Source organism: Rhizobacter sp. LjRoot28 (genome assembly GCF_964253025.1).
Lineage (GTDB): Bacteria > Pseudomonadota > Gammaproteobacteria > Burkholderiales > Burkholderiaceae_C > Rhizobacter.
Genome location: NZ_CAXUQC020000001.1, coordinates 2,098,972 through 2,120,239 on the forward strand (window position 1 = coordinate 2,098,972; position 21,268 = coordinate 2,120,239).

Annotated in this window: 18 protein-coding genes; 8 read left to right on the forward strand and 10 right to left on the reverse strand. The window is 67.2% G+C overall.

Annotated features, from left to right (window positions below):
• Positions 1 to 10 precede the first annotated feature (10 nt).
• The 5 genes from ACSQ2F_RS09710 to cysS all read right to left on the reverse strand — a co-directional run bounded on the left by ACSQ2F_RS09710 (position 11) and on the right by cysS (position 5,769).
• Positions 11 to 1,279 (reverse strand): aspartate kinase, encoded by a 1,269-nt coding sequence (locus ACSQ2F_RS09710; RefSeq protein WP_436022169.1) that lies wholly within the window; start codon positions 1,277 to 1,279, stop codon positions 11 to 13.
• Between the two features lie 88 nt (positions 1,280 to 1,367).
• Positions 1,368 to 2,678 (reverse strand): tRNA lysidine(34) synthetase TilS, encoded by a 1,311-nt coding sequence (tilS, locus tag ACSQ2F_RS09715; RefSeq protein WP_436022171.1) that lies wholly within the window; start codon positions 2,676 to 2,678, stop codon positions 1,368 to 1,370.
• A gap of 8 nt (positions 2,679 to 2,686) precedes the next feature.
• Positions 2,687 to 3,658, reverse strand: a complete 972-nt coding sequence (locus ACSQ2F_RS09720) for an acetyl-CoA carboxylase carboxyltransferase subunit alpha (RefSeq protein WP_436022173.1) — start codon at positions 3,656 to 3,658, stop codon at positions 2,687 to 2,689.
• Between the two features lie 94 nt (positions 3,659 to 3,752).
• Positions 3,753 to 4,394, reverse strand: coding sequence for a DNA-3-methyladenine glycosylase family protein (locus ACSQ2F_RS09725; protein ID WP_436022175.1), 642 nt, complete (start codon positions 4,392 to 4,394; stop codon positions 3,753 to 3,755).
• A gap of 1 nt (position 4,395) precedes the next feature.
• A complete protein-coding gene (gene cysS, locus ACSQ2F_RS09730) occupies positions 4,396 to 5,769 on the reverse strand; it encodes a cysteine--tRNA ligase (RefSeq protein WP_436022177.1) in 1,374 nt (457 codons plus the stop codon).
• A gap of 327 nt (positions 5,770 to 6,096) precedes the next feature.
• On the opposite strand from cysS, the gene ACSQ2F_RS09735 reads away from it, so the two are divergent.
• The 4 genes from ACSQ2F_RS09735 to ACSQ2F_RS09750 are packed head-to-tail and all read left to right on the forward strand — an operon-like array spanning position 6,097 to position 8,801.
• Entirely contained in the window at positions 6,097 to 6,678 is a 582-nt protein-coding gene (locus ACSQ2F_RS09735; protein WP_436022179.1) for a peptidylprolyl isomerase, read from the forward strand.
• Positions 6,675 to 7,175: a peptidylprolyl isomerase gene (locus tag ACSQ2F_RS09740; protein ID WP_436022181.1), complete on the forward strand. Its 501-nt coding sequence runs from the start codon at positions 6,675 to 6,677 to the stop codon at positions 7,173 to 7,175. Before ACSQ2F_RS09735 ends, ACSQ2F_RS09740 begins: the two co-directional genes overlap by 4 nt.
• 19 nt (positions 7,176 to 7,194) lie before the next feature.
• Positions 7,195 to 8,013 (forward strand): UDP-2,3-diacylglucosamine diphosphatase, encoded by an 819-nt coding sequence (locus ACSQ2F_RS09745; protein ID WP_436022183.1) that lies wholly within the window; start codon positions 7,195 to 7,197, stop codon positions 8,011 to 8,013.
• Positions 8,014 to 8,021: 8 nt separating this feature from the next.
• Complete coding sequence (locus tag ACSQ2F_RS09750; protein ID WP_436022185.1) at positions 8,022 to 8,801, forward strand: zinc-dependent peptidase; 780 nt, start codon at positions 8,022 to 8,024, stop codon at positions 8,799 to 8,801.
• 113 nt (positions 8,802 to 8,914) lie between these two features.
• On the opposite strand, the gene clpA is transcribed toward ACSQ2F_RS09750, so the two are convergent.
• Together clpA and clpS are read right to left on the reverse strand one after the other, a co-directional pair.
• Positions 8,915 to 11,218 (reverse strand): ATP-dependent Clp protease ATP-binding subunit ClpA, encoded by a 2,304-nt coding sequence (gene clpA / locus ACSQ2F_RS09755; RefSeq protein ID WP_436022187.1) that lies wholly within the window; start codon positions 11,216 to 11,218, stop codon positions 8,915 to 8,917.
• Positions 11,215 to 11,568 carry an ATP-dependent Clp protease adapter ClpS gene (gene clpS / locus ACSQ2F_RS09760; RefSeq protein ID WP_436022189.1) on the reverse strand — a complete coding sequence of 118 codons (354 nt, stop codon included), beginning with the start codon at positions 11,566 to 11,568 and terminating at the stop codon, positions 11,215 to 11,217. Before clpS ends, clpA begins: the two co-directional genes overlap by 4 nt.
• Before the next feature lie 209 nt (positions 11,569 to 11,777).
• On the opposite strand from clpS, the gene ACSQ2F_RS09765 reads away from it, so the two are divergent.
• The 3 genes from ACSQ2F_RS09765 to ACSQ2F_RS09775 all read left to right on the forward strand — a co-directional run bounded on the left by ACSQ2F_RS09765 (position 11,778) and on the right by ACSQ2F_RS09775 (position 16,495).
• Positions 11,778 to 12,080, forward strand: coding sequence for a cold-shock protein (locus ACSQ2F_RS09765; protein WP_436022191.1), 303 nt, complete (start codon positions 11,778 to 11,780; stop codon positions 12,078 to 12,080).
• A 463-nt stretch (positions 12,081 to 12,543) separates the two neighbouring features.
• The gene (gene treZ, locus ACSQ2F_RS09770) at positions 12,544 to 14,463 is read left to right on the forward strand and encodes a malto-oligosyltrehalose trehalohydrolase (RefSeq protein ID WP_436022193.1); all 1,920 of its coding nucleotides are present in this window, start codon (positions 12,544 to 12,546) and stop codon (positions 14,461 to 14,463) included.
• On the forward strand, positions 14,453 to 16,495 hold the full coding sequence (locus ACSQ2F_RS09775) for an amylo-alpha-1,6-glucosidase (protein WP_436022195.1): 2,043 nt from the start codon (positions 14,453 to 14,455) through the stop codon (positions 16,493 to 16,495). The genes treZ and ACSQ2F_RS09775 overlap by 11 nt, the downstream gene beginning before the upstream one ends.
• Before the next feature lie 15 nt (positions 16,496 to 16,510).
• Here the strand turns inward: ACSQ2F_RS09775 and ACSQ2F_RS09780 are convergent, their stop codons facing one another.
• Entirely contained in the window at positions 16,511 to 18,238 is a 1,728-nt protein-coding gene (locus ACSQ2F_RS09780; RefSeq protein WP_436022197.1) for a helix-hairpin-helix domain-containing protein, read from the reverse strand.
• A gap of 309 nt (positions 18,239 to 18,547) precedes the next feature.
• Complete coding sequence (locus ACSQ2F_RS09785; RefSeq protein WP_436022199.1) at positions 18,548 to 19,123, reverse strand: HPF/RaiA family ribosome-associated protein; 576 nt, start codon at positions 19,121 to 19,123, stop codon at positions 18,548 to 18,550.
• A gap of 412 nt (positions 19,124 to 19,535) precedes the next feature.
• Between ACSQ2F_RS09785 and ACSQ2F_RS09790 the strand changes: the two genes are divergently transcribed.
• Positions 19,536 to 20,834, forward strand: coding sequence for a DUF2325 domain-containing protein (locus ACSQ2F_RS09790; RefSeq protein ID WP_436022201.1), 1,299 nt, complete (start codon positions 19,536 to 19,538; stop codon positions 20,832 to 20,834).
• Between the two features lie 152 nt (positions 20,835 to 20,986).
• Here ACSQ2F_RS09790 and hemP read toward each other — a convergent pair whose 3' ends face one another.
• Complete coding sequence (gene hemP / locus ACSQ2F_RS09795; protein ID WP_436022203.1) at positions 20,987 to 21,097, reverse strand: hemin uptake protein HemP; 111 nt, start codon at positions 21,095 to 21,097, stop codon at positions 20,987 to 20,989.
• Positions 21,098 to 21,268: the final 171 nt, after the last annotated feature.

The window sequence follows — 21,268 nt, forward strand, 5'->3', positions numbered from 1 at the left end:
TTTTTGGTCTTCAGGCGCTCGGCTGATCCAAATCGAATGCCTTGTGCAGCGCTCGCACCGCGAGCTCCATGTACTTCTCGTCGATGACGACGCTGGTCTTGATCTCGCTCGTGGTGATCATCTGGATGTTGATGCCTTCCTCAGCCAGGCAACGGAACATCTTGCTGGCCACGCCGACGTGCGAACGCATGCCGATGCCCACGATGCTGACCTTGCAGATCTTCGGGTCGCCCACGACCTGTGCGGCGGCCGTTTGCGGCACGACCTTGGCATTGAGCAGGTCCAGCGTGCGCTGGTAGTCGTTGCGATGCACCGTGAACGAGAAGTCCGTCTTGCCGTCGTGCGAGACGTTCTGGATGATCACGTCGATGTCGATGTTGGCTTCGGCGACGGGGCCGAGGATCTGGAACGCGATGCCGGGCTTGTCGGGCACTCCCATCACGGAGATCTTCGCTTCATCGCGGTTGAAGGCGATGCCAGCCACAACTGCTTGTTCCATTTTTTCGTCTTCCTCAAAAGTGATCAGGGTGCCGGAACTTGCCTCTTCGGCGATGTCGATGTCCCAGGGGGTGAAGCTCGACAGCACGCGCAGGGGCACGCGGTACTTGCCGGCGAATTCGACTGAACGGATCTGCAGGACCTTGGAGCCGAGGCTCGCCATCTCCAGCATTTCCTCGAAGCTCACGGTCATCAGGCGACGGGCTTCCGGCACGATGCGGGGGTCGGTGGTGTACACGCCGTCCACGTCGGTGTAGATGAGGCACTCGTCGGCCTTCATCGCAGCAGCAACGGCCACGGCGGAGGTGTCGGAGCCACCACGACCGAGCGTGGTGATGTTGCCTTGGTCATCCACACCCTGGAAGCCGCAGATGATCACCACGCGCCCGGCAGCCAGGTCGGCACGCACGCGCGCGTCGTCGATGCTCTGGATGCGCGCTTTCGTGAAGGAGCTGTCGGTGCGCACCGGCACTTGCCAGCCCGCATAGCTCACGGCCTCGAGTCCTTCGGCCTGGAGCGCGATGGACAGCAGGCCGACCGAGACCTGCTCACCCGTGGACGCGATCATGTCGAGTTCACGCAGCAACGACGTCGTGGTGGACGCCGGGGACAGTTCCTTTGCCAGGCCGAGCAGGCGGTTGGTCTCGCCGCTCATGGCTGAAGGAACGACGACCATCTGGTGCCCGGCACGGGCCCATTTGGCGACCCGCTTGGCGACGTTGCGAATGCGCTCCGTGGAGCCCATGGAGGTGCCGCCGTATTTGTGAACGATGAGTGCCATGAAAGGGGATGTCGCAGAGGTGGGGGGATGCGCGGCAAAGCGCAACCTCGCATTTTAGCGGCTCGCGGGACTGCCGGTCACGCACCCGTCATGTGGCGGATTGCCAGCGCAGCTGCAGTTGCGCCTGGCCCGGCAGGCCGATGACGCGCGCATCGAGCCCGAGACCGGGTACGAAGACGAGTTGCCCGCCGCTGTAGACGAGCGGTCCTTCCCGCTCCCAGGCCGGCACTCCCGCGGCCTGGTACTGCTTCTTGAGGCTGCGCAGCGGCCGTCCGAGCCCCGCCTGGAACTGCTCGCCGCCTTGCCGCTGCCTGAGCTCGATGTGGCCCAACCAGGCCAGCGGAACCCCGCCTTCGGTGACGCGTCGTGCGATCAACTCACCCTGCCAGCCTGGCAGGCGGTAGCGCCCTGCCCGTGTGATGGAGAGCGCCGATTCGGCGGCCATCGGTGCGGCGCCAGCGGTGGCTTTGCCCGCTGCACCCGGCCCTGCGATGCAGGAAAGCCGGCCGCGATAGCGCCGAAGCGTGCCGCCGTCGACGTCCCAGGTGGCCGGGCCGCGGCCAACGAGTTCATGTTGCAGTCGTTGCACCAGGGACGACGGGACCGACCGGAGCCCCTGCCCGCTCAGCCAGACGCGCAAGGCGTTGACGCGGCGATCCGCATCCAGCTCGGCCCAGGCCGCGAGATGGAGGCCGCGCTCATCCGCGCAGCGCCGGACGTCCTCCGTGCCCACGGCGACGAGGATTCGGCGTGCCTGCTGCGCCCAGCGCGCTGCGTCGCACAAGGCCTGCTCGGCTTGCGGGAAGGCGGCAGTCAAGCTCGGCCACACCTCAAGCCGCAGCCGGTTGCGGGAGAAGCGGGCGTCGGCATTGCTGTCGTCCTCGATGTGCACGAGGCGATGGTCGCGAACATAGTGCGCGATGGCCGCCGAGGACTGCCCGAGCCACGGTCGCAGCCAGGTGATGCCGCTGTGCAGCGCCCGTTCGGGCATGGCCGAGAGGCCCGCCACGCCCCCGCCGCGCAGCGCCTGCAAGAGGAAGGTCTCGGCCTGGTCACGTTGGTGGTGGGCCAGGAGGACGGTATCCGTGCCGGCCTCGAGAGCCATGGCCGCAAGCGCCTCGTAGCGGGCCGACCGGGCCCATGCCTCGACGCTGTCGCCGCGCCGCGGCTGCGACGTCAGGCGCCGGGTGGCAAGCCGGACCGGCAGGCCGGCATCGCGCCAGGCGGAGCACTGCTGTTCAATGTGGGAGAGCCAGGCGTCAGCGTGCTGGCTGAGCCCGTGATGCACGTGCAGGGCGACGACCTCGAGCCCCTGCGCCTTTGCAGCACGCGCGGTGGCGTGAAGCAGGGCCGTGGAATCGCGGCCCCCGCTGCAGGCGACCGCGACGACCCCCCGCACGGTAAGGTTCAGCGCTCTTTGGTGTCGGTGAACCGACCGTAGGACTGCAGCCGCTCATAGCGGCGCTGGAGCAGTTCCTTCGGCTTGAGGTCGCTCACCTGGCGCAGCGCGTCGTTGAGCGCGCGCTTCAGGTGCGCTGCCATCTGCTTCGGATCGCGGTGCGACCCGCCAACCGGTTCGTTGACGATCTTGTCCACGAGACCGAGCGCCTTCAAGCGATGCGCCGTGATCCCCATCGCCTCGGCGGCCTCCGGCGCACGCTCGGAGGTCTTCCACAGGATGGATGCACAGCCTTCGGGGGAGATGACGGAGTACACCGAGTACTGCAGCATGAGGACCTGGTCGCCCACGCTGATGGCCAGAGCACCGCCCGAACCGCCCTCCCCGATGATCGTGACAATGATGGGCACCTCGAGCTGCGCCATCTCGAAGATGTTGCGGCCGATGGCCTCCGACTGACCACGCTCCTCGGCGCCGATGCCGGGATACGCGCCGGGCGTGTCGACGAAGGTGAACACGGGCAGGCCGAACTTCTCGGCCAGCTTCATCATGCGCAGCGCCTTGCGGTAGCCCTCGGGACGCGACATGCCGAAGTTGCGTGCAGCGCGCTCCTTGGTGTCACGGCCCTTCTGGTGACCCACCACCATGCAGGCCTGGCCATTGAAGCGCGCCAGGCCGCCCACGATGGACTGGTCGTCCGCGAAGTGACGATCGCCCTTGAGCTCCTGGAAGTCGGTGAAGATCTCGTTGATGTAGTCGAGCGTGTACGGACGCTGCGCATGGCGGGCAATCTGGGCGACCTGCCAGGGCGTGAGGCTGGAGTAGATGTCCTTCGTGAGCTGCTGGCTCTTCTGGCCGAGGCGCTCGATCTCGTCGGAGATGTCGACAGCGGACTCGCTCTGCACATAGCGCAGCTCTTCAATCTTCGTTTCGAGTTCGGCGATGGGCTGCTCGAAATCAAGGAAGTGACGTTTGCTCATCGGATCGGGGTCCTGCGGTTCGCGCGTTCCGGCAAGGGCACGGAACTGAACTGGGTTTCAACACGGTGGCGCGCAGCAGCGCGCCGCTCACTTGTCAATACTGGACAGGGAGTGGTTCAAGGCTGCGCCAAATGTACCATGTGGCCACTGAGCGGAAGGGGGCCCAGGCCTCCCCGACTTCCCGTGCCTCAGCCCGGGAAACCGGCTCGCCGCTGAAGTAGTTCTGGCTGATGCCCTTCATCAGGCCGACGTCGTCCAACGGCAGCACGTTCGGCCGCAGCAGGTGGAAGATGAGGAACATCTCGGCCGTCCAGCGGCCGATGCCTCGGATGGCCACCAGCTCCTCGATGATGGCTTCATCGTCCATCTGCTGCCATTGCTTGACATGAACCATGCCGCTCTCGAAGTGGCGCGCCAGGTCGAGAAGGTAGTCGACCTTGCGCGCCGACAGCCCGGCTTCCCGGATGCCGGCGGCTTCCACGGCCAGTACCGACGCCGGCTTGACCCGCTCACCGCTGGCGTCGACCGCCGTCGTGAACCGCTCCCACACCGACTGGGCGGCCTTCATGGAGATCTGCTGGCCCACGATGGAGCGGGCCAGGGTCGTGAAGGCGTCGCCGCGGCTCTGCAAGCGCCCGTCCCCGCACAAGGGGATGAGCTTGCGCATCACGCGATCGCGCTTGGCCAGGTGCCGGCACGCCTCGTCCCAGAATTCGGGGGTGACTGCTCGAACCACGTCAGGCCTTCATCCAGGTGGTGCCCTGCGGCGAATCCTGCAGCACGATGCCTTCGTCGAGCAGTTCCTGCCGAAGCCGATCGGCGAGCGCGAAGTCACGTGCCTTCTTGGCTGCATTGCGGGCGTCGATGCGGGCCTGGATGGACGAGTCGTCAGCCGATGCGCCGCCCTGCAGGTAGCTGCGAGGCGCTTGCTGGAGAAGGCCGAGCGTGGCGCCCAGGCCCTTGAGCAAGCCGGCAAGCGCCGGGGATCCGCCTCGGTTCACCTCGCTCGCCAACTCGAAGAGGACGGCCACCGCCTCGGGCGTGTTGAAGTCCTCGTTCATCGCGTCGCGGAACCGGGCCGCGGCGGGCCGGGACCAGTCGACAGGACCCTCGGCCGGCGAGACGGCATCGAGCGCGGTGTAGAGCCGGCGCAACGCGGCGCGCGCATCATCCAGGTGAGCGTCGCTGAAATTGAACGGGCTGCGGTAGTGCGTGCGCAGCATCAGGAAGCGGATGGTCTCGCCGTCGTAGCGCTTGAGGACGTCACGGATGGTGAAAAAGTTGCCGAGGGACTTCGACATCTTCTCGTTGTCGACGTTGACGAACCCGTTGTGCATCCAGAAGCGGGCCGGTGCCCGGCCGTTGGCGCCTTCGCTCTGCGCGATCTCGTTCTCGTGGTGCGGGAACTGCAGGTCCGCACCGCCGCCATGGATGTCGAATTGGTCACCGAGGAGCGCGCAGCCCATGGCAGAGCACTCGATGTGCCAGCCGGGGCGGCCTGCGCCATACGGGCTGTCCCACTGTGCGTCGGCGGGCTCATCCGCCTTGGCGGACTTCCAGAGAACGAAGTCGAGGGGGTCGTCCTTGCCATCCACAACGGCCACGCGCTCGCCGGCACGCAGTTGGTCGAGGGACTTGCCCGACAGCTTGCCGTAGCCCTCGAACTTGCGCACGGCGTAGTTCACGTCGCCGCCCGACGCGCGATAGGCCAGCCCCTTGCCTTCGAGGGTGCCGATCATCTGAAGCATCTGCGGCACGTACTCGGTGGCGCGCGGTTCGATGGTGGGCGGTTCCACGCCGAGTGCGCCGATGTCCTGGTGCATCGCAAGCGTCATCTCGTCAGTGAGTGCGCGGATCGACATGCCGCGCTCGAGCGCCCTGCGGATGATCTTGTCGTCAATGTCGGTGATGTTGCGGACGTAAGTCACCTTGAAGCCGCTGGCGCGCAACCAGCGGGCGACCAGGTCGAACGCCACCATGAGGCGGGCGTGTCCGATGTGGCACAGGTCGTACACCGTGACGCCGCAGACGTACATGCGGACGTGCCCCGGTTCGATCGGGGCGAAAGCCTCGGTCTGGCGACTCAAGGTGTTGTGGATGCGCAAGCTCATCGGCAATGGGAAAAGGCAAGTGCCGCGCCGCGGCGCGAGCGAGCCTGCCAGGGTACACGGGCAAGCACGACACGGAAGCGGGCGGGGATCGGCAGGCGGAAAACCGCAGCGGGCGCTGCGATACAATTTTGTAAGTATACCGGCTGGCCTCTCGGCGGCTTCCCTCGCATGGGTGCCCCCAAGCGCGCTGCGGATGCCGCGTGTCGGTCCTCGAATCCGCTCGCCAGCGTCGGCGCCCTCGCCGTATCGACCGGTCCTTTCCACCCGCTGCCCGGAAGCGCGCCGGAACCGTGGACAATGCGCGGAAATCTTCGAAGGAGTGAATGGATGAACCTGAGCAAGTTCAACTGGCGCGCCACCGTCGTGGTCGCGTGCATCGGTCTCGGCGGCGTGAGCACGGCCTGGGCACAAAAGGTGCGCCTGAACACCTCGCAAGGCGACATCGTCGTCCAGCTCGATGCCAAGAAAGCACCCAAGACGGTGGCCAACTTCGTGCAGTACGTGAAGGACGGCCACTATGACGGCACCGTCTTTCATCGGGTCATCGGCAACTTCATGATCCAGGGCGGCGGCTTCACCGCCGACATGTCCGAGAAGAAGACGCGCGACCCGATCCCGCTCGAAGCCCGCAACGGCCTCAAGAACGAGCGCGGCAGCATCGCCATGGCGCGCACCATGGACCCGAACTCGGCCACCGCCCAGTTCTTCATCAACGTGGTCGACAACGATATGCTGAACGCCGACCGTTCACCGGATGGCAACGGCTACGCTGTCTTCGGCAAGGTGGTCGAAGGCATGGACGTCGTCGACAAGATCCGGGCCGTCAAGACCACCCGCAAGCCGCCGCACGCCGACGTGCCTGCCGAGCCCGTGACCATTCGCAAAGCCACTCTGGAAAAACAATCATGACCCAACACGTCGAACTCCAAACCAACCACGGCACGATCCGTATCGAACTCGACGACGCCAAGGCACCCGAGAGCGTGCGCAACTTCATTTCGTACGTCGAGAAGGGTCACTACGACGGCACGGTGTTCCACCGCGTCATCAAGGGCTTCATGGTCCAGGGCGGCGGTTTCGAGCCGGGCATGAAGCAAAAGCCCACCGACGCGCCGATTCAGAACGAAGCCTCCAACGGCCTCAAGAACGCCCACTACACGTTGGCGATGGCGCGCACCAGCGCGCCCCACTCCGCCACGGCGCAGTTCTTCATCAACACCACCAACAACGGTTTCCTCGACTTCAAGTCGGAGTCGCCGCAGGGCTGGGGCTATGCCGTGTTCGGCAAGGTCGTGGCGGGCACTGAAGTCGTCGACGCCATCGAAGGCGTCAAGACCACGCGCAAGGGCGGCCACGACGACGTTCCTGTCGAAGACGTCGTGATCCAGAGCGCCAAGCTGGTCTGAGAGCGCGAACCCGGACGCCGTGACTTCCGAACCCGAGAGCGCCCAGGCGGCGCAGGTCACGGCGCCCGTTGCCATGGAGTGGGTTCTGCCCGCCCATTGGCAGGCGGTCGACTTCATTTCCGACCTGCATCTCGGCGAGGACACGCCACGCACGTTTGCAGCCTGGGAAGCCCACCTGCTCGGCACGGCGTCAGATGCCGTCGTCATGCTGGGCGACTGGCTCGAGATGTGGGTCGGCGACGACGGCCGTTTCGGCGGCCTCGGGCGCCGCTGCGTGGAGGTGCTGCAATGCGCCAGCACCCAGCGCCACATTGCCTTCATGGCCGGCAATCGCGATTTCCTGATCGGCCCGGCCATGCTGGCCGACTGCGGCCTGCACGGGCTGCCTGATCCCACGGTGGCCGTGGGCTTCGGCACCCGCGTGCTGTTGAGCCACGGCGATGCCCTCTGCCTTGCCGACACCGCGTACCAGCAGTTCCGTTCACTGGTCCGCGCACCCGACTGGCAGCAGCAGTTCCTCGCCTTGCCGGCGGCCGAGCGCGCCCGCATCGGTGCCCAGGTAAGGCATCAGAGCGAGCAGAAAAAGCAGGGCGACTCCTCACCGAGGGACTGGGCGGACATCGACGTGCCTGCCGCACTTGCCTGGTTGCGCATGGCGGATTCGCCAACGCTCGTGCACGGCCACACCCACCGACCCGCCACCGAGTTGCTGGCACCCGGCCGAACGCGTCATGTGCTGTCCGACTGGGACCTGGATCATGCGCCGCTGCGCGCCGAGGTCCTGCGCTGGACTGCATCGGGCCTGCAGCGGGTGGCGCCAGTCGCCCTTCCCGGCTGAGCGCTGGCATGGTGTCGTGGTGGGGCGCGCTTCAGCGCTGGCGAGACCGGAAGGCCCTGCGACAACGGCCCATCCCGGATGACCTCTGGGCCCTGACATTGGCGCGGTTTCCTTTCCTGCGGTTGCCGGAGCCCGATGAGCAGCAGCGCCTGCGGGAACTCAGCACGCTCTTTCTCGACCGCAAGGAATTCCACGGAGCTGGCGGCCTCTCCGTCACGGACGACATGGCGGTCGCGATCGCGGCACAGGCCTGCCTGCCGGTGCTGCACCTGGGCCTAGAGGCCTATGACAACTTCGTGGGCATCGTCGTTCATCCCGGTGAAGTCGTGGCGCGCCGCGAGGTCGTCGACGAGGCCGGCGTCGTGCACCACTACGAGGAGCCGCTCACAGGGGAAGCCATGGACGGCGGCCCCTTGATGCTCTCGTGGGAAGACGTCGCCCAGGCGGGCGACACGGCCGAATGGGGCTACAACGTCGTCATCCATGAGTTCGCGCACGTGCTCGACATGAATGACGGCCAGGCGGACGGTCGACCGCCGCTCGACAACCCTGCCCTCGCGAGGCAATGGGGACCGGCGTTCAACGCAGCGTTCGACGCCTTCTGCCACGCCGTCGACAGCGGACGCGAGACGGTCCTCGACCCTTACGGCGCCGAGGCGCCGGAAGAGTTCTTCGCGGTCGCCTGCGAGGCGTTCTTTGTCGCGCCCACGGACCTTCGGCACGCGCATCCCGACATCTACGAGCTGCTGCGCAACTATTTCCGCCAGGACCCGATCGCGCGCCACTGACGGTGGCGCCCGCGGACGTTCCCCGCGCTGCGGGCTAGATGCACAAAAGCGAACGGGGCCCAAGGCCCCGTTCGTCTGCTCACTCACCACAGGGCGCCTCACGGCGCTCGGCTTCAGCTCGCCGTGGCGGGCTCGGCCTTGGGCTTGTCGCTCTTGCGCGGCGGCTGGATGTCCAGCACCGTCTTGCCATCCGCATCGACGTCGACCGACAGTCGTCCCCCGTCCACCAGGCTGCCGAACAGCAGTTCGTCCGCCAGGGCGCGGCGGATGGTGTCCTGGATGAGGCGTTGCATGGGACGCGCACCCATCAGCGGATCGAAGCCCTTCTTCGCGAGCAGCTTGCGCAAGGCGTCGCTGAACGTGACCTCGACCTTCTTCTCGGACAACTGGCTCTCGAGCTGCAGGAGGAACTTGTCGACCACGCGCATGATGATCTCTTCATCCAGCGCACGGAAGCTCACGATGGCATCCAGCCGGTTGCGGAACTCCGGCGTGAACAGGCGCTTGATATCGGCCATCTCGTCGCCCGACTCGCGGGCGTTGGTGAAGCCGATGGTCGACTTGTTCATGGTCTCGGCACCCGCATTCGTCGTCATGATGATGATGACGTTGCGGAAGTCGGCCTTGCGCCCGTTGTTGTCGGTCAGGGAGCCGTGGTCCATCACCTGCAGCAGCACGTTGAAGACGTCCGGGTGAGCCTTCTCGATCTCGTCGAGAAGCAGCACCGCATGCGGCTTCTTGGTGATGGCCTCGGTGAGGAGACCCCCCTGGTCGAAGCCGACATAGCCCGGAGGCGCGCCGATCAACCGGCTGACGGCATGGCGCTCCATGTACTCGCTCATGTCGAAGCGGATCAGGTCGATGCCCAGGATGAACGCCAGCTGCTTGGCCACTTCCGTCTTGCCCACCCCAGTAGGGCCGCTGAACAGGAAGGAACCGATCGGCTTGTCAGGCTTGCCGAGGCCCGAGCGCGCCATCTTGATCGCGGCGGCGAGGGCATCGATGGCCGGCTCCTGGCCGAACACGACGCTCTTCAGGTCGCGGTCGAGCGTCTTGAGCTTGGAGCGGTCGTCGCTGGACACGCTGGCGGGCGGGATGCGGGCGATCTTCGCCACGATGTCCTCGACCTCGTTGCGCGTGATGGTCTTCTTCTGCTTGCTCTTGGGCAGGATGCGTTGTGCCGCACCCGCCTCGTCGATCACGTCGATCGCCTTGTCGGGCAAGTGCCGGTCGTTGATGAACTTGGCCGACAGTTCGGCCGCGGCCTGCAGGGCGCCCAGGGCGTACTTGACGCTGTGGTGCTCCTCGAAGCGCGACTTGAGGCCTTTCAGGATCTCGACCGTCTGCTCGACGGAGGGCTCGACGACATCGACCTTCTGGAAGCGACGCGACAGCGCGGCGTCCTTCTCGAAGATGCCGCGGTACTCGGTGAAGGTGGTCGCACCGATGCACTTCATCGCGCCGGAGCTGAGCGCCGGTTTCAGCAGGTTGCTGGCGTCGAGCGTGCCGCCCGAAGCCGCACCCGCGCCGATGAGGGTGTGGATCTCGTCGATGAACAGCACCGCATTGGGCTGATCCTTCAGATGCTTGAGCACGCTCTTCAGGCGCTGCTCGAAGTCACCCCGGTACTTGGTGCCGGCCAGCAGCGCGCCCATGTCGAGCGAGTAGACCTGGGCGTCGGCCAGGATCTCCGGGACTTCGTTCTGGGTGATGCGCCAGGCGAGGCCCTCGGCGATGGCGGTCTTGCCCACGCCCGCCTCGCCCACCAGCAGCGGATTGTTCTTGCGACGGCGGCACAGGATCTGGATGACCCGCTCGACTTCGTGCTCACGCCCGATGAGGGGATCGATCTTGCCCTCGCGCGCCATCTGGTTGAGGTTCTGGGTGAACTGGTCAAGGGGTGACCCCTTGCCCTCGCCCTCTTCCTTCTCGCCTTCGGGACTGGAGCCGTCGCTGGCCTTCGGGGTCTCGGGCGGGTCGGACTTCTTGATGCCGTGGGCGATGAAGTTGACGACATCAAGCCGCGTCACGCCTTGCTGGTGCAGGTAGTAGACAGCGTGGGAATCCTTCTCGCCGAAGATCGCCACCAGCACATTGGCGCCGGTGACTTCCTTCTTGCCGCTGCCCGTGGACTGCACGTGCATGATGGCGCGCTGGATCACGCGCTGGAATCCGAGCGTCGGCTGGGTGTCGACTTCCTCGGACCCGCCCACCGTGGGCGTGTTTTCCTTGATGAACTGGGCGAGGCTCTTGCGCAACTCGTCGATGCTCGCGGAGCATGCGCGCAGCACTTCGGCCGCCGACGGGTTGTCCAACAGCGCCATCAGCAGGTGTTCCACCGTGATGAATTCGTGGCGCTGCTGGCGCGCCTCGACGAACGCCATGTGCAGGCTGACTTCAAGCTCTTGCGCAATCATGCGGCCTCCATAATGCATTGCAAAGGATGACCCCCGCGGCGTGCCGCGGTTGCCACCAGTTCGACCTTCGTTGCTGCCACGTCCTTCGTGTAGACACCGCAGACGCCCCGGCCCTCCTTGTGGACCTTGAGCATGATCTGCGTGGCTGTCTCCAGATCTCGTTTGAAGTATTCCTGCAAGACCATCACCACGAATTCCATGGGCGTGTAGTCATCGTTGAGCAACACGACCTGGTACATGCGAGGCGGTTCCGTCTTGGCGGCCTGGCGCTCGGCGACGACAGCCCCCTGCCCGTCATCGGGCAGCGCTGGCTTCGGCGACTGAGGTGGGATCGGCTTTTCCTCTGGCATGGAAAGATTCTATCGAGTTGGCACGTTTGCCGGTCACAGGGATGGATATTGAGCCACCCCCGGGCGCCTCAAGGCCCGAAATGAGGCCCCGCTCACATTTATTTAAGCGGAGCGGACGGCCGGGACCCTCCCCCCCAATCGTTGGTGTTGACAAGCCGACCACGGCAAACCGAGAATTTGTGCACAACAAGGGATCGGGAGAACCCAGAATGACCATCGGAATCGTGAAATGGTTCAACGACGCCAAGGGCTTCGGCTTCATTGAACCGCAAGGCGGTGGCGAAGACGTCTTCGCGCACTTTTCAGCCATCCAGATGGAGGGCTTTCGGACCCTCCAGCAGGGCGAGTCGGTGTCCTACGAACTCGTCCAGGGGCCGAAGGGGCGCCTGGCCCAGAACATTCGTCCCCTGAAGGCGGGTGCCGCCGAGATGGTCGAGGGCGACCTTGACGATGGACCGCTTGCCGAGGTCGCCCCGAGCGAGCACGCGGCCAGCGAACTCGCCGCCACCTGACCCGGCCAAGAGCCGCTGCGAGCGGGGGCCGGGACGGCCCCTCGCAGTCGCGCGCCCACGCTTTGAGCGCACCAGGCTGAGTCGCCTGCCCGACGCATGCTGGCCGCGGGTTCTGCGCGCGCCTTGAGCCGTTGCGACTGACAAACCAATTGGCCGGCAACGGCTGCTGAACCTTGGCCTCGGCCCGAAGGGCGCCACGTCGCAGCCAGTCGCGGCGCGCTTGAGCGTGTCGATCCCGTGCACTCGCAGCTCTGGCCGACGCGGCGCGAGGCATCTCGCCCCCGTATCCCCGCCCTGTTCGAGAGGGTGAGCGGGCTCTCCGCGCCAGCGCCATGTGCCATCGAGAGGCCGTGGGTCTTTCGCTTGACCCCCGCTCGGGCGAAACGCCTCGCTGCCGGCCGGCCGGCGGGCCGGAACGTCGATTGCTCTGCAGCGGCGTCATCAACATCCTGCTCGCCGCATCTTGAAATCGTCTGCCGCCACGCCTGACCACGTCCTCGGCGCCCGCGCACAGGGTGACGGGACGAGCTTCCGCGTCTGGGCTCCTGCGGCCCGGCAGGTTCGGGTCGAACTCGCCGGCGGCTCAGGCGCGCGACGCAACAGCGTGCCGCTCGTCCGGGAACCGGACGGGCACTTCGGCGGCGTGATCGCCGGCATCGGGCCCGGCGCGCTGTACCGCTACCGGCTGGACGATGCGGATTCCCTCCCCGACCCCTGCAGCCGCTACCAGCCGGAAGGACCTCACGGGCCGTCGATGGTGACGGACCCGGGCGCCTACCGGTGGCGGGACGCGCAGTGGCAGGGAATCACCCTGGCGGGCCAGGTGATCTATGAACTGCACATTGGCACCTTCACGACCGAAGGCACGTTCGATGCCGCGAGCCGGGAATTGCCTGAGCTCAAGGCACTGGGCGTGACGGCGATCGAGATCATGCCGGTGGCCGAGTGCGCCGGCCGCTGGAACTGGGGATATGACGGCGTGCTGCTCTATGCGCCGTACCACGTGTATGGCGACGCCGACGCGTTGAAGCGGTTCGTCGACGCGGCGCACGGCCTGGGCCTGGCTGTGATCCTCGACGTCGTCTACAACCACCTCGGGCCCGACGGCAACGTGCTCGCGTCGTACAGTGCCGACTACTTCACCGACCGTTACGCCAACGAGTGGGGCCAGGCCATCAACTTCGACGGCCCGAACAGCGGGCCGGTGCGCGCCTATTTCGTGGGCAACGCCTGCCACTGGATCGGTCAGTACCACCTCGACGGCCTCCGCCTCGACGCGACGCAGAGCATGCATGACGCAAGCCCCCTGCACATCGTGGCCGAGTTGACGGCGAGCGCCCGGGAGACCGCCGCGGCCACGGGGCGTCGGATCGTCGTGGTCGCGGAGAACGAGCCGCAGCAGATTCACACGGTGGACCCGCAGGAGCGCGGCGGGCACGGACTCGACGGGCTCTGGAACGACGACTTCCACCATTCAGCCCGGGTAGCCGCGACAGGACGTCACGAGGGCTACTTTCACGACCACCGCGGCCACGCCCAGGAGTTCGTCTCGGCCGTGAAGCGGGGCTTCCTGTTCCAGGGACAGCACTATGGCTGGCAAAACCAGCCGCGAGGCAGCCAGGTCACGGACCAGCCGGCAGCCGCCTTCATCGTGTTCACCCAGAACCACGACCAGGTGGCCAACACGCTGGATGGTCGCCGGCTGACGCGTCTGACCAGCCCGGCAAGGAACCGGACGCTCACCGCCCTGCTGCTGCTGGGCCCGCAGACACCGATGCTGTTCATGGGACAGGAGTTCGCGGCCAGCACGCCGTTCACTTTCTTTGCCGACCACGTCCCCGACCTGGCCCGGCAAGTGTGGGCTGGCCGTCGCGAATTCGTGGCGCAGTTCGAACCCTTCGCATCTGCCGAAGCCCAGGCGCTGGTGCTCGACCCGGCCGCGGAATCCACCTTCCGTGCCTGCAAGCTCGACTTCACCGAGCGCGCGACCCATGCGCCCGTGTACCGGTTGCACCGCGACCTGCTTGCCTTGCGGCGCACCGACCCGGTGATCGCGGCCCAACGCCGGGACGCCATCGATGGCGCGGTGCTGGGCGACGATGCCTTCATCCTGCGCTGGTTCGACGCTGCATGCGGGGACCGCCTGCTGCTCGTCAACCTGGGTCATGAGCGGCGCGTCAGCCCCGTCCCCGAGCCCCTGCTCGCCCCGCCGCGGGGCCACGCCTGGCGAAGGGTGTGGTCGAGCGACGACCCGGCCTACGACGGGCCGGGCATCACCGAGCCGCAGGTCGCCGATGGCTGGCGGCTTCCCGGCGAGAGCGCCATTTTCCTGCGTGCCGAAGCGCGCGTCGAACCCCCGGAGACCTCTCAAGATGCTGCCTGACCCGATCCAGCTCACCTGGCAGCCGGGCGACGACCCGGCCCCCTTGCGCGACCGCGAATGGCTCGTGACCAACGGCCTCGGTGGTTTCGCGTCCGGTAGCCTTCTCGGCATCGGCACGCGCCGGTACCACGGTCTCTTCGTACCCAACCTCGCCGAGCCCAAGGGCCGCCACATCCTGATTTCCCGGTTCGACGAGGAGATCAGCTGCGGCGATCGCCACGTGACCATCGGCGGCGCCGAGTACCTCGATGGACACCTGCACAACGACGTGCACCGCTGCCTTCGGGAGTTCCGGCTCGACGCGCTGATGCCGACCTGGGTCTTCGAGGTCAACGGCCAGGTGATCGAGAAGACCATCGTCATGCCGCACAACCAGAACACGGTGTGCGTGGTGTACCGGCTGCTCGCGGGGGAACGGGCGTCGCTGCGGCTGCGCCCGTTCGTCGCGTTCCGCCGGCAGGACGCGGTGCTCCAGCCACAGAGTGACTGGCCCTTCGTGCTCACCTACGGGCGCGGGCGCTACGAGATCAAGCAATCCCCGGGAGATCTGTTCGTTCGGTTCCGGCTCAATCCGGGTGGAGGCGTCTTCTCGTGCGACCAGGTGATCGGCGAGAACGCGCTGTACCGCGTGGAGCAGGTCCGAGGCTATGACCACAGCGAGCACCTGTTCAGCCTCGGTTACTTCTCCGCGGAGCTTCGCGCAGGCGAGCCCCTGACGTTCGTGGCCGGCACGCAAGGCTGGGAGACCCTCGACATCGACGGCCCTGCGGCCATCGAGGACGAGCGCCGCCGTGTCGAGGGCCTGGTCGCGCTCGCCCCGCCTGCGGCCCGGACGGGCGTCGCGGCCCGGCTGGTCGCTGCTGCCGACCAGTTCATCGTGGTGCCCGGAAGCCGGCTGGACGAAACGCTCCGCGCCGGAGCCGCCGGCGACCAGGTCAGGACGGTGATCGCGGGGTACCACTGGTTCGGGGACTGGGGTCGAGACACCATGATCAGCCTGGAGGGACTGACGCTGTGCACCGGTCGCCGGCGCGAGGCGCGATCCATCCTCCAGACCTTCTCGCGCTACGTGAAGGACGGCCTGCTGCCCAACCTCTTTCCCGAAGGCGAACGGGAAGCCCTGTACCACACGGTCGATGCCACGCTGTGGTTCTTCCATGCCATCGACCGCTACGTCGCCACCACCGGTGATACCACGCTGCTGAATGAACTCTTTCCGGTCCTCGAGGACATCGTGGCCCACCATGTCGGCGGAACGCACTACGGCATCGGCGTCGATGCGAGCGACGGCCTCATCCGCGCGGGCGCTCCGGGGTACCAGCTGACCTGGATGGACGCGAAGGTCGATGGCTGGGTCGTGACCCCCCGACGCGGCAAGCCGGTGGAGATCCAGGCGCTCTGGTACAACGCGCTGCGCCTCATGGTGGACTGGTCTGCCACCCTCGACCGCCCGCCTCGAGACTGGCTGGCCCGGGCCGAGCAGGCCCGGACGTCGTTCAACCGCCGGTACTGGGACAGCACCACGCGCCAGCTCATCGATGTGGCGGACGGCGAAGACGGGGATGACCCAGCCGTCCGGCCGAACCAGGTCTTCACCATGTCGTTGCGGCACCCGGTACTCGAACGCGACCGCTGGGCCCCGGTCCTCGACACCGTGAAGCAGCAGCTGTGGACCCCTTACGGCCTGCGCACGCTGTCGCCGGGTCATCCCGACTACAAGTCGAACTACCACGGCGACCTGCGCACGCGCGACGCCGCCTATCACCAGGGCACGGTGTGGCCCTGGCTGTTCGGCCACTTCGTCGATGCGTGGCTGAAGGTTCATCCGGACCGCGCTGCGGCGCGAGAGCTTGTCGCCGGACTGCCTGCCCACCTGACCGACGCCGGCGTCGGCAGCATCAGCGAGATCTTCGATGCCGAAGCGCCGTTCCTGCCGCGCGGCTGCATCGCTCAGGCGTGGAGCGTGGCGGAGACGCTGCGCGCCTGGCTACTGACCGAAGAAGGCCCCGGGGCCTGGCCTGCACGACCCTGAACGGGCGGCGCCGGCTCACACCATCGTTCGCCGCAGCAACGGCGTGAGGGCTTCGAGCGAACGGGTATTCAGCACGTCGTCCGGCTCCAGCCAGCCGCGGCGCGCCTGCAGAATGCCCGCGTCCAGGTGGCGCAGCCCTGCCGCATCGCTGGCGGCAGACGAGATGCTGACAAGCACCCCGGCGTCGTGGGCGAGCTGGCAGCCAAGGTCGTCGAGGTCGAGCCGTGAGGGCTGGGCATCCAACTCGAGGTGGCAGCCGCGTGCCTTGGCGTGTCGAACGACGGCCTGCAGGTCGATGTCGCACCCCGGCCGTTCACCGATCAGCCGTCCCGTCGGATGAGCGAGCACCGTGAAATGCCGGTTGTCCATCGCTCGGCGCAGCCGATCCGTCTGCTGAGGCCGCGAGAGCTCGAAATGCGTGCGGACGGCACCGATCACCAGGTCCAGCCGCGCCAGCAGGCGGTCCGGCAGAGCAAGGCGTCCGTCCTCCAGGATCTCCACCTCGACGCCCTTGAGCAACCGGAATCCCTGGAGCGACGCATTGATGCGGTCGACCTCGTCAGCCTGGCGCGCCAGGGCATCGGCGTCGATGCGCGGCAGTTCGCCCTCCGGGGTTGCGGCGTCCGCAATGGCCAGGTAGTCGAGGCCGAGGCTGCGAGCTGCCGAAATCAATGACGCGATGGAGCCAGGCGCGCGCAAGGCGGCGCTGCGGATGTGGAGGTCCCCTCGCAAGTGTTCCGATTCGACGAGGAGTGGCAGCCGGTTGAGGCGCGCGGCCTCCAGTTCGCCGCGATCCTCCCGCAGTTCCGGCGCCAGGAGCGGGAGGCCCAGGGCCTCATAGATCGACAACTCGGTGTCGCCCGCGATCCGGCGGCGACCGCGATGGAGTCCGCGTTCATCGAGCTTGAGCCCGACCGCCGCAGCGTGGCGACGCAAGGCGAGGTTGTGTGCCTTGGAACCAGTGAAGTAGAGCCACGCCGCGCCCAGCTGGGACGGGTCGACCGCCCGCAGGTCCACCTGCAGGCCGGTGTTCAGCACGACGCTGGCCCGCGCGGGTCCGCTGGACAGGACCTCCTGAACGTCCTCATGATGGCCGAAGCGTTCGACAACCTCGCTGGCCGCGAAGGTCGAGACGACGAGATCGAGGTCGCCCACGGAGTCACGGCCGCGCCGCACGCTGCCGGCCACCAGCGCGTGCTCGACCTCCGGCATCGCTGACAAATAGGCGGTCAGCGACTCCGCGACGGGGAGGACGTGAGGCCGGAGCCATCGCCTCGGACGCGCACGATGGGCCGAGGTCGCTTCCAGCACGCGCCGTTCGATCAGGGCGCCGAACCCCGGCACGCTGCGCACGCGGCCTTGCTGCGCGGCATGGTGCAGGTCTTGGAGGGAGCGAATGCCCAGCTTGCTGTAGAGCTGATGCACGCGCTTCGGCCCGATGCCGGGCACTTTCAGGAGTTCGGTGATGGCTTCCGGAAGCTCGCGGTGAAGACGGTCCAGCAGCGGGCAGCTCCCGGTTCGAACGATCTCGGCGATCCGCATCGCCAGTTCCGGATCGATGTCCGGCAGGTCGTGCAGCGATGCGCCCTCGGCCACGAGGCCGTAGATGCTCGGCCGCAGAGCGGCCACGGCGTGTGCGGCATTCCGGTAGGCGCGCGCGCGGTAGAGATTGTCGCCCTCGATCTCGAGCAGGTCGGCGATCTCGCCAAGCACGGTGGCCACTTCTGCGTTGCGTGCGGGCATGTCCCGGTCCTCCGCGGTCGATGGCCTCCAGCGTAGTCCCCCGGTTCGGTGGCCGCTTGCGCTGGCGCAATGAAGCAGCGACACATTGCCTCGGCAGCCGCGCCATTCACGCGGCTCCCTCGGGCAATCGTCGACAGCAAGTGCAGGATCTCAGTGGCATCGGCATTGCACGGCCGCCGCGGCGTGGGCCGGATGGTGTCGGGCCGTGATGCGGCGCAGGTGCTGCACACCGCTCCGATCACGGTCTTGTTGGTGCGCGCGACCGACGCCACGAAAGGCCGACCGGCCCCGCCCACGCGTGCAGCGCGGTCAGCTGTCGTCTGAGGCGGCCGGCATCTCGCCCGGTCCGCCATGCTTGCCGGTACTGACTCGCTTTGCCTGCCGCCCCTGTTGCCCGACCTCCGGAATGAACTGGACCGTTGCTCCCACCGACAGGTGCTCGAAGGGCTGGCCGACGACGTTGCTGGCATCGAAGTAGTACTCGTCACCGTCGCCGGTGCGAATGAACCCGGCTTGCCCGGCACCGTCGAACCGCACAACCTCGCCCCTCACCGGCGTCGGGTGCGTCTTCTCGAAGCCGCGACGCCGCTGCGTCGTGTCCTCGAGCTGGCGGCGCATGTCCTGGTACGCGTCGCGCAGGGCGACGTACACGTCTTCGCTGACGACCCGGTCCACCGCCAGTTCATGGTCCGGCACGGTCACATGGATGCGCACCGCGAACTGCCGACCCTGGTGCTGGTGCTTGTTCAAGTGCTCGATCACCATCCGGCACGACATGATGTCCGGACAGTAGCGGTCCAGCTTGAGCGCCTTCTCGCGCGCCAGCGCCTCGACGGCCGGGGAAGTCTCCATTCCGAGGAACTGGATCTGAAGCGGTTGTTTCATCGGGCGGTCCTGCAGTTGGGTTGATGCCAAGGGGCGAACACGGTGAGCGCGGGGTGCGTCGATGCAGAGGCCCACCGGCCCCAGCATCCCCGCAAGCTTGATGAGGGACTTGCATTTGCGCAACCCCGGCGCCCGGTGACCCGCAAGCCGTGGTCTCTCGCGATTCCGCTTGCCGATGAGAATCATTCTCATTAAAGTGGCGTTGTCCGACGTGGCTCTCATGGGCCACGCCCGGCCGAAGTCCAGCCCACCGCCCTGCCAGCCGCCGCCAGCACGTCGCCATCCCGAAGGAGAGACCCCGTGCCTGCCCGCCATTGCCGTCTTGACCCCCTGCCTTGCCCTGCCACCACGCCCCCGACGCCCCCCCGTTCCATCGCCGCGCCGGCTCGCCCGCATGCAGGGGAGACCGCTGATGTGTGATCACCGGGGTCGCTCGCCCGCGGGAACCGCGGGCCACGTCTTCAGCGCCATCGCCTCACCGGCCGAAGCGCCGGATCCGTTCGGCGGGGTGGCCCTGCCCGACCGGTTGGCCGAGGGCTCACGCCGCACGCGGCTCTGGGAGCTGGACGCCCATGCGCATTGCCCCGTGGTCGGTGTGTGCCTTCCGATCGAATCCCTTCGGCATCTCGTGCCCAAGCTCATGCCCGAGGTTTCCGCGGCGAGCGACTACGACCTGCACTGCCTCGTGGTCACTGCGAGCAAGTCACGCAACCGGGTGGCCGAGGCGCTGCAGAAGGAACTCGACCGTCGCTTTGCCCTCAGCGTCTCGCGCTCGCAGAAGCTGCGCACCACCGAGGCGCTTGCCACCTGGTGGCGGGAGGCTTCACTCGGGCACGATCTCGCAGGCGTCTTGTGGGCGACGCTGTCGCATCCCCGATGTGACGCCGTGTTCACCCACCAGGTGCTCGGTGAAGTTCACATGCGTCAGCACCAGGTCGGCATGGTCAACCGGGTGGACAGCGCGCGCATGGCGGCGCTCGCCCGCGAAGGCGTCGAACTGCAACGGGAACTGGCGGATGCCCGCGAACGCGCACAACGCATGGTGCGTGAACAGTGCGATCGCATCGATGTCCTCGAGGCCGACCGGCTCCGTCTGCGAGCCCTTCTGATGGTCCGGGACAGCCTGGTCGCCCAGCTGCGCGATGACATCCAGTCCCTGGAGTCCGCCACGCCCGCACTTCGCCAGCGCCTGGACCTGGTCGGGGAAAACGCGCGGCTGGCGCAACAGGTCAGAGACCTTCAGCGCGCGGTCACCACCGCGCAGGCCGACGCCGAGCTCCAGCGTGCCCGCGCCGAGCGGTTGGCGAGTCGCCCGGACGCGGTCGAGACGTCCTCAGTGGCCCCGATCAACGGCGACGCGGCCGTCGCCCTGGAAAGCCGGGCCGTGCTCTGCGTCGGTGGTCGCCAAGGCAGTGTTCCCGCCTACCGACAGGTGGTCGAACGCCACGGCGGCCGCTTCCTCCATCACGACGGCGGTGAGTCCGAAGGCACGGCACGCCTGGACGACACCCTGGGTGCCGCCGACCTGGTGCTGTGCCAGACCGGCTGCATCAGCCACGGGGCGTACTGGCGGGTGAAGGACCACTGCAAGCGGACGGGCAAGCAGTGCGTCTTCATCGAGTCGCCAAGTCGCAGCGCACTGGAACGCGCCCTGCGAGAGGCGGCCCAGGTTGCGGCATCGCCGGTGACCAGCGCGGAAGACGTCGCCTGAGGGAATTCGAGAGGCTGCGTTCGCTCGTCGAGCGCGGCGTCCAAACCATCGCAGCGCGCGCGGGATGCCGGCCGAGAGGCGCACTTCGAGGCCGCCGCCTGCCGAGGCTGTCGATCGACCGGGGAAGCCTCCCGGTCTGTCGTCTCCCGCGCCTACTTGGTGAGAATCAGCTTGCCCAGCGAGGTGCGCCGCAGGCGGTAGACCTGGGTGTCGTGCTGAATCTCGATCTCGTCGTCCCCGGCCAGCAGGTCGATGCTGCGCAAACGGCGCGGCGCTGTCGACCGGGGCGGAGGCAGGACGCTTGTCGCGTCATCACGCATGTCGCGCGGTGAACTCGGTGTAGGCGCGTTCACAGGAACTCTCCCAGGGAATGTACGCCGGTGCGCTGCAAGCGCGCGAGCGCCCGGGCAAGCCGGCGCGAGAAGTCGGGGGCG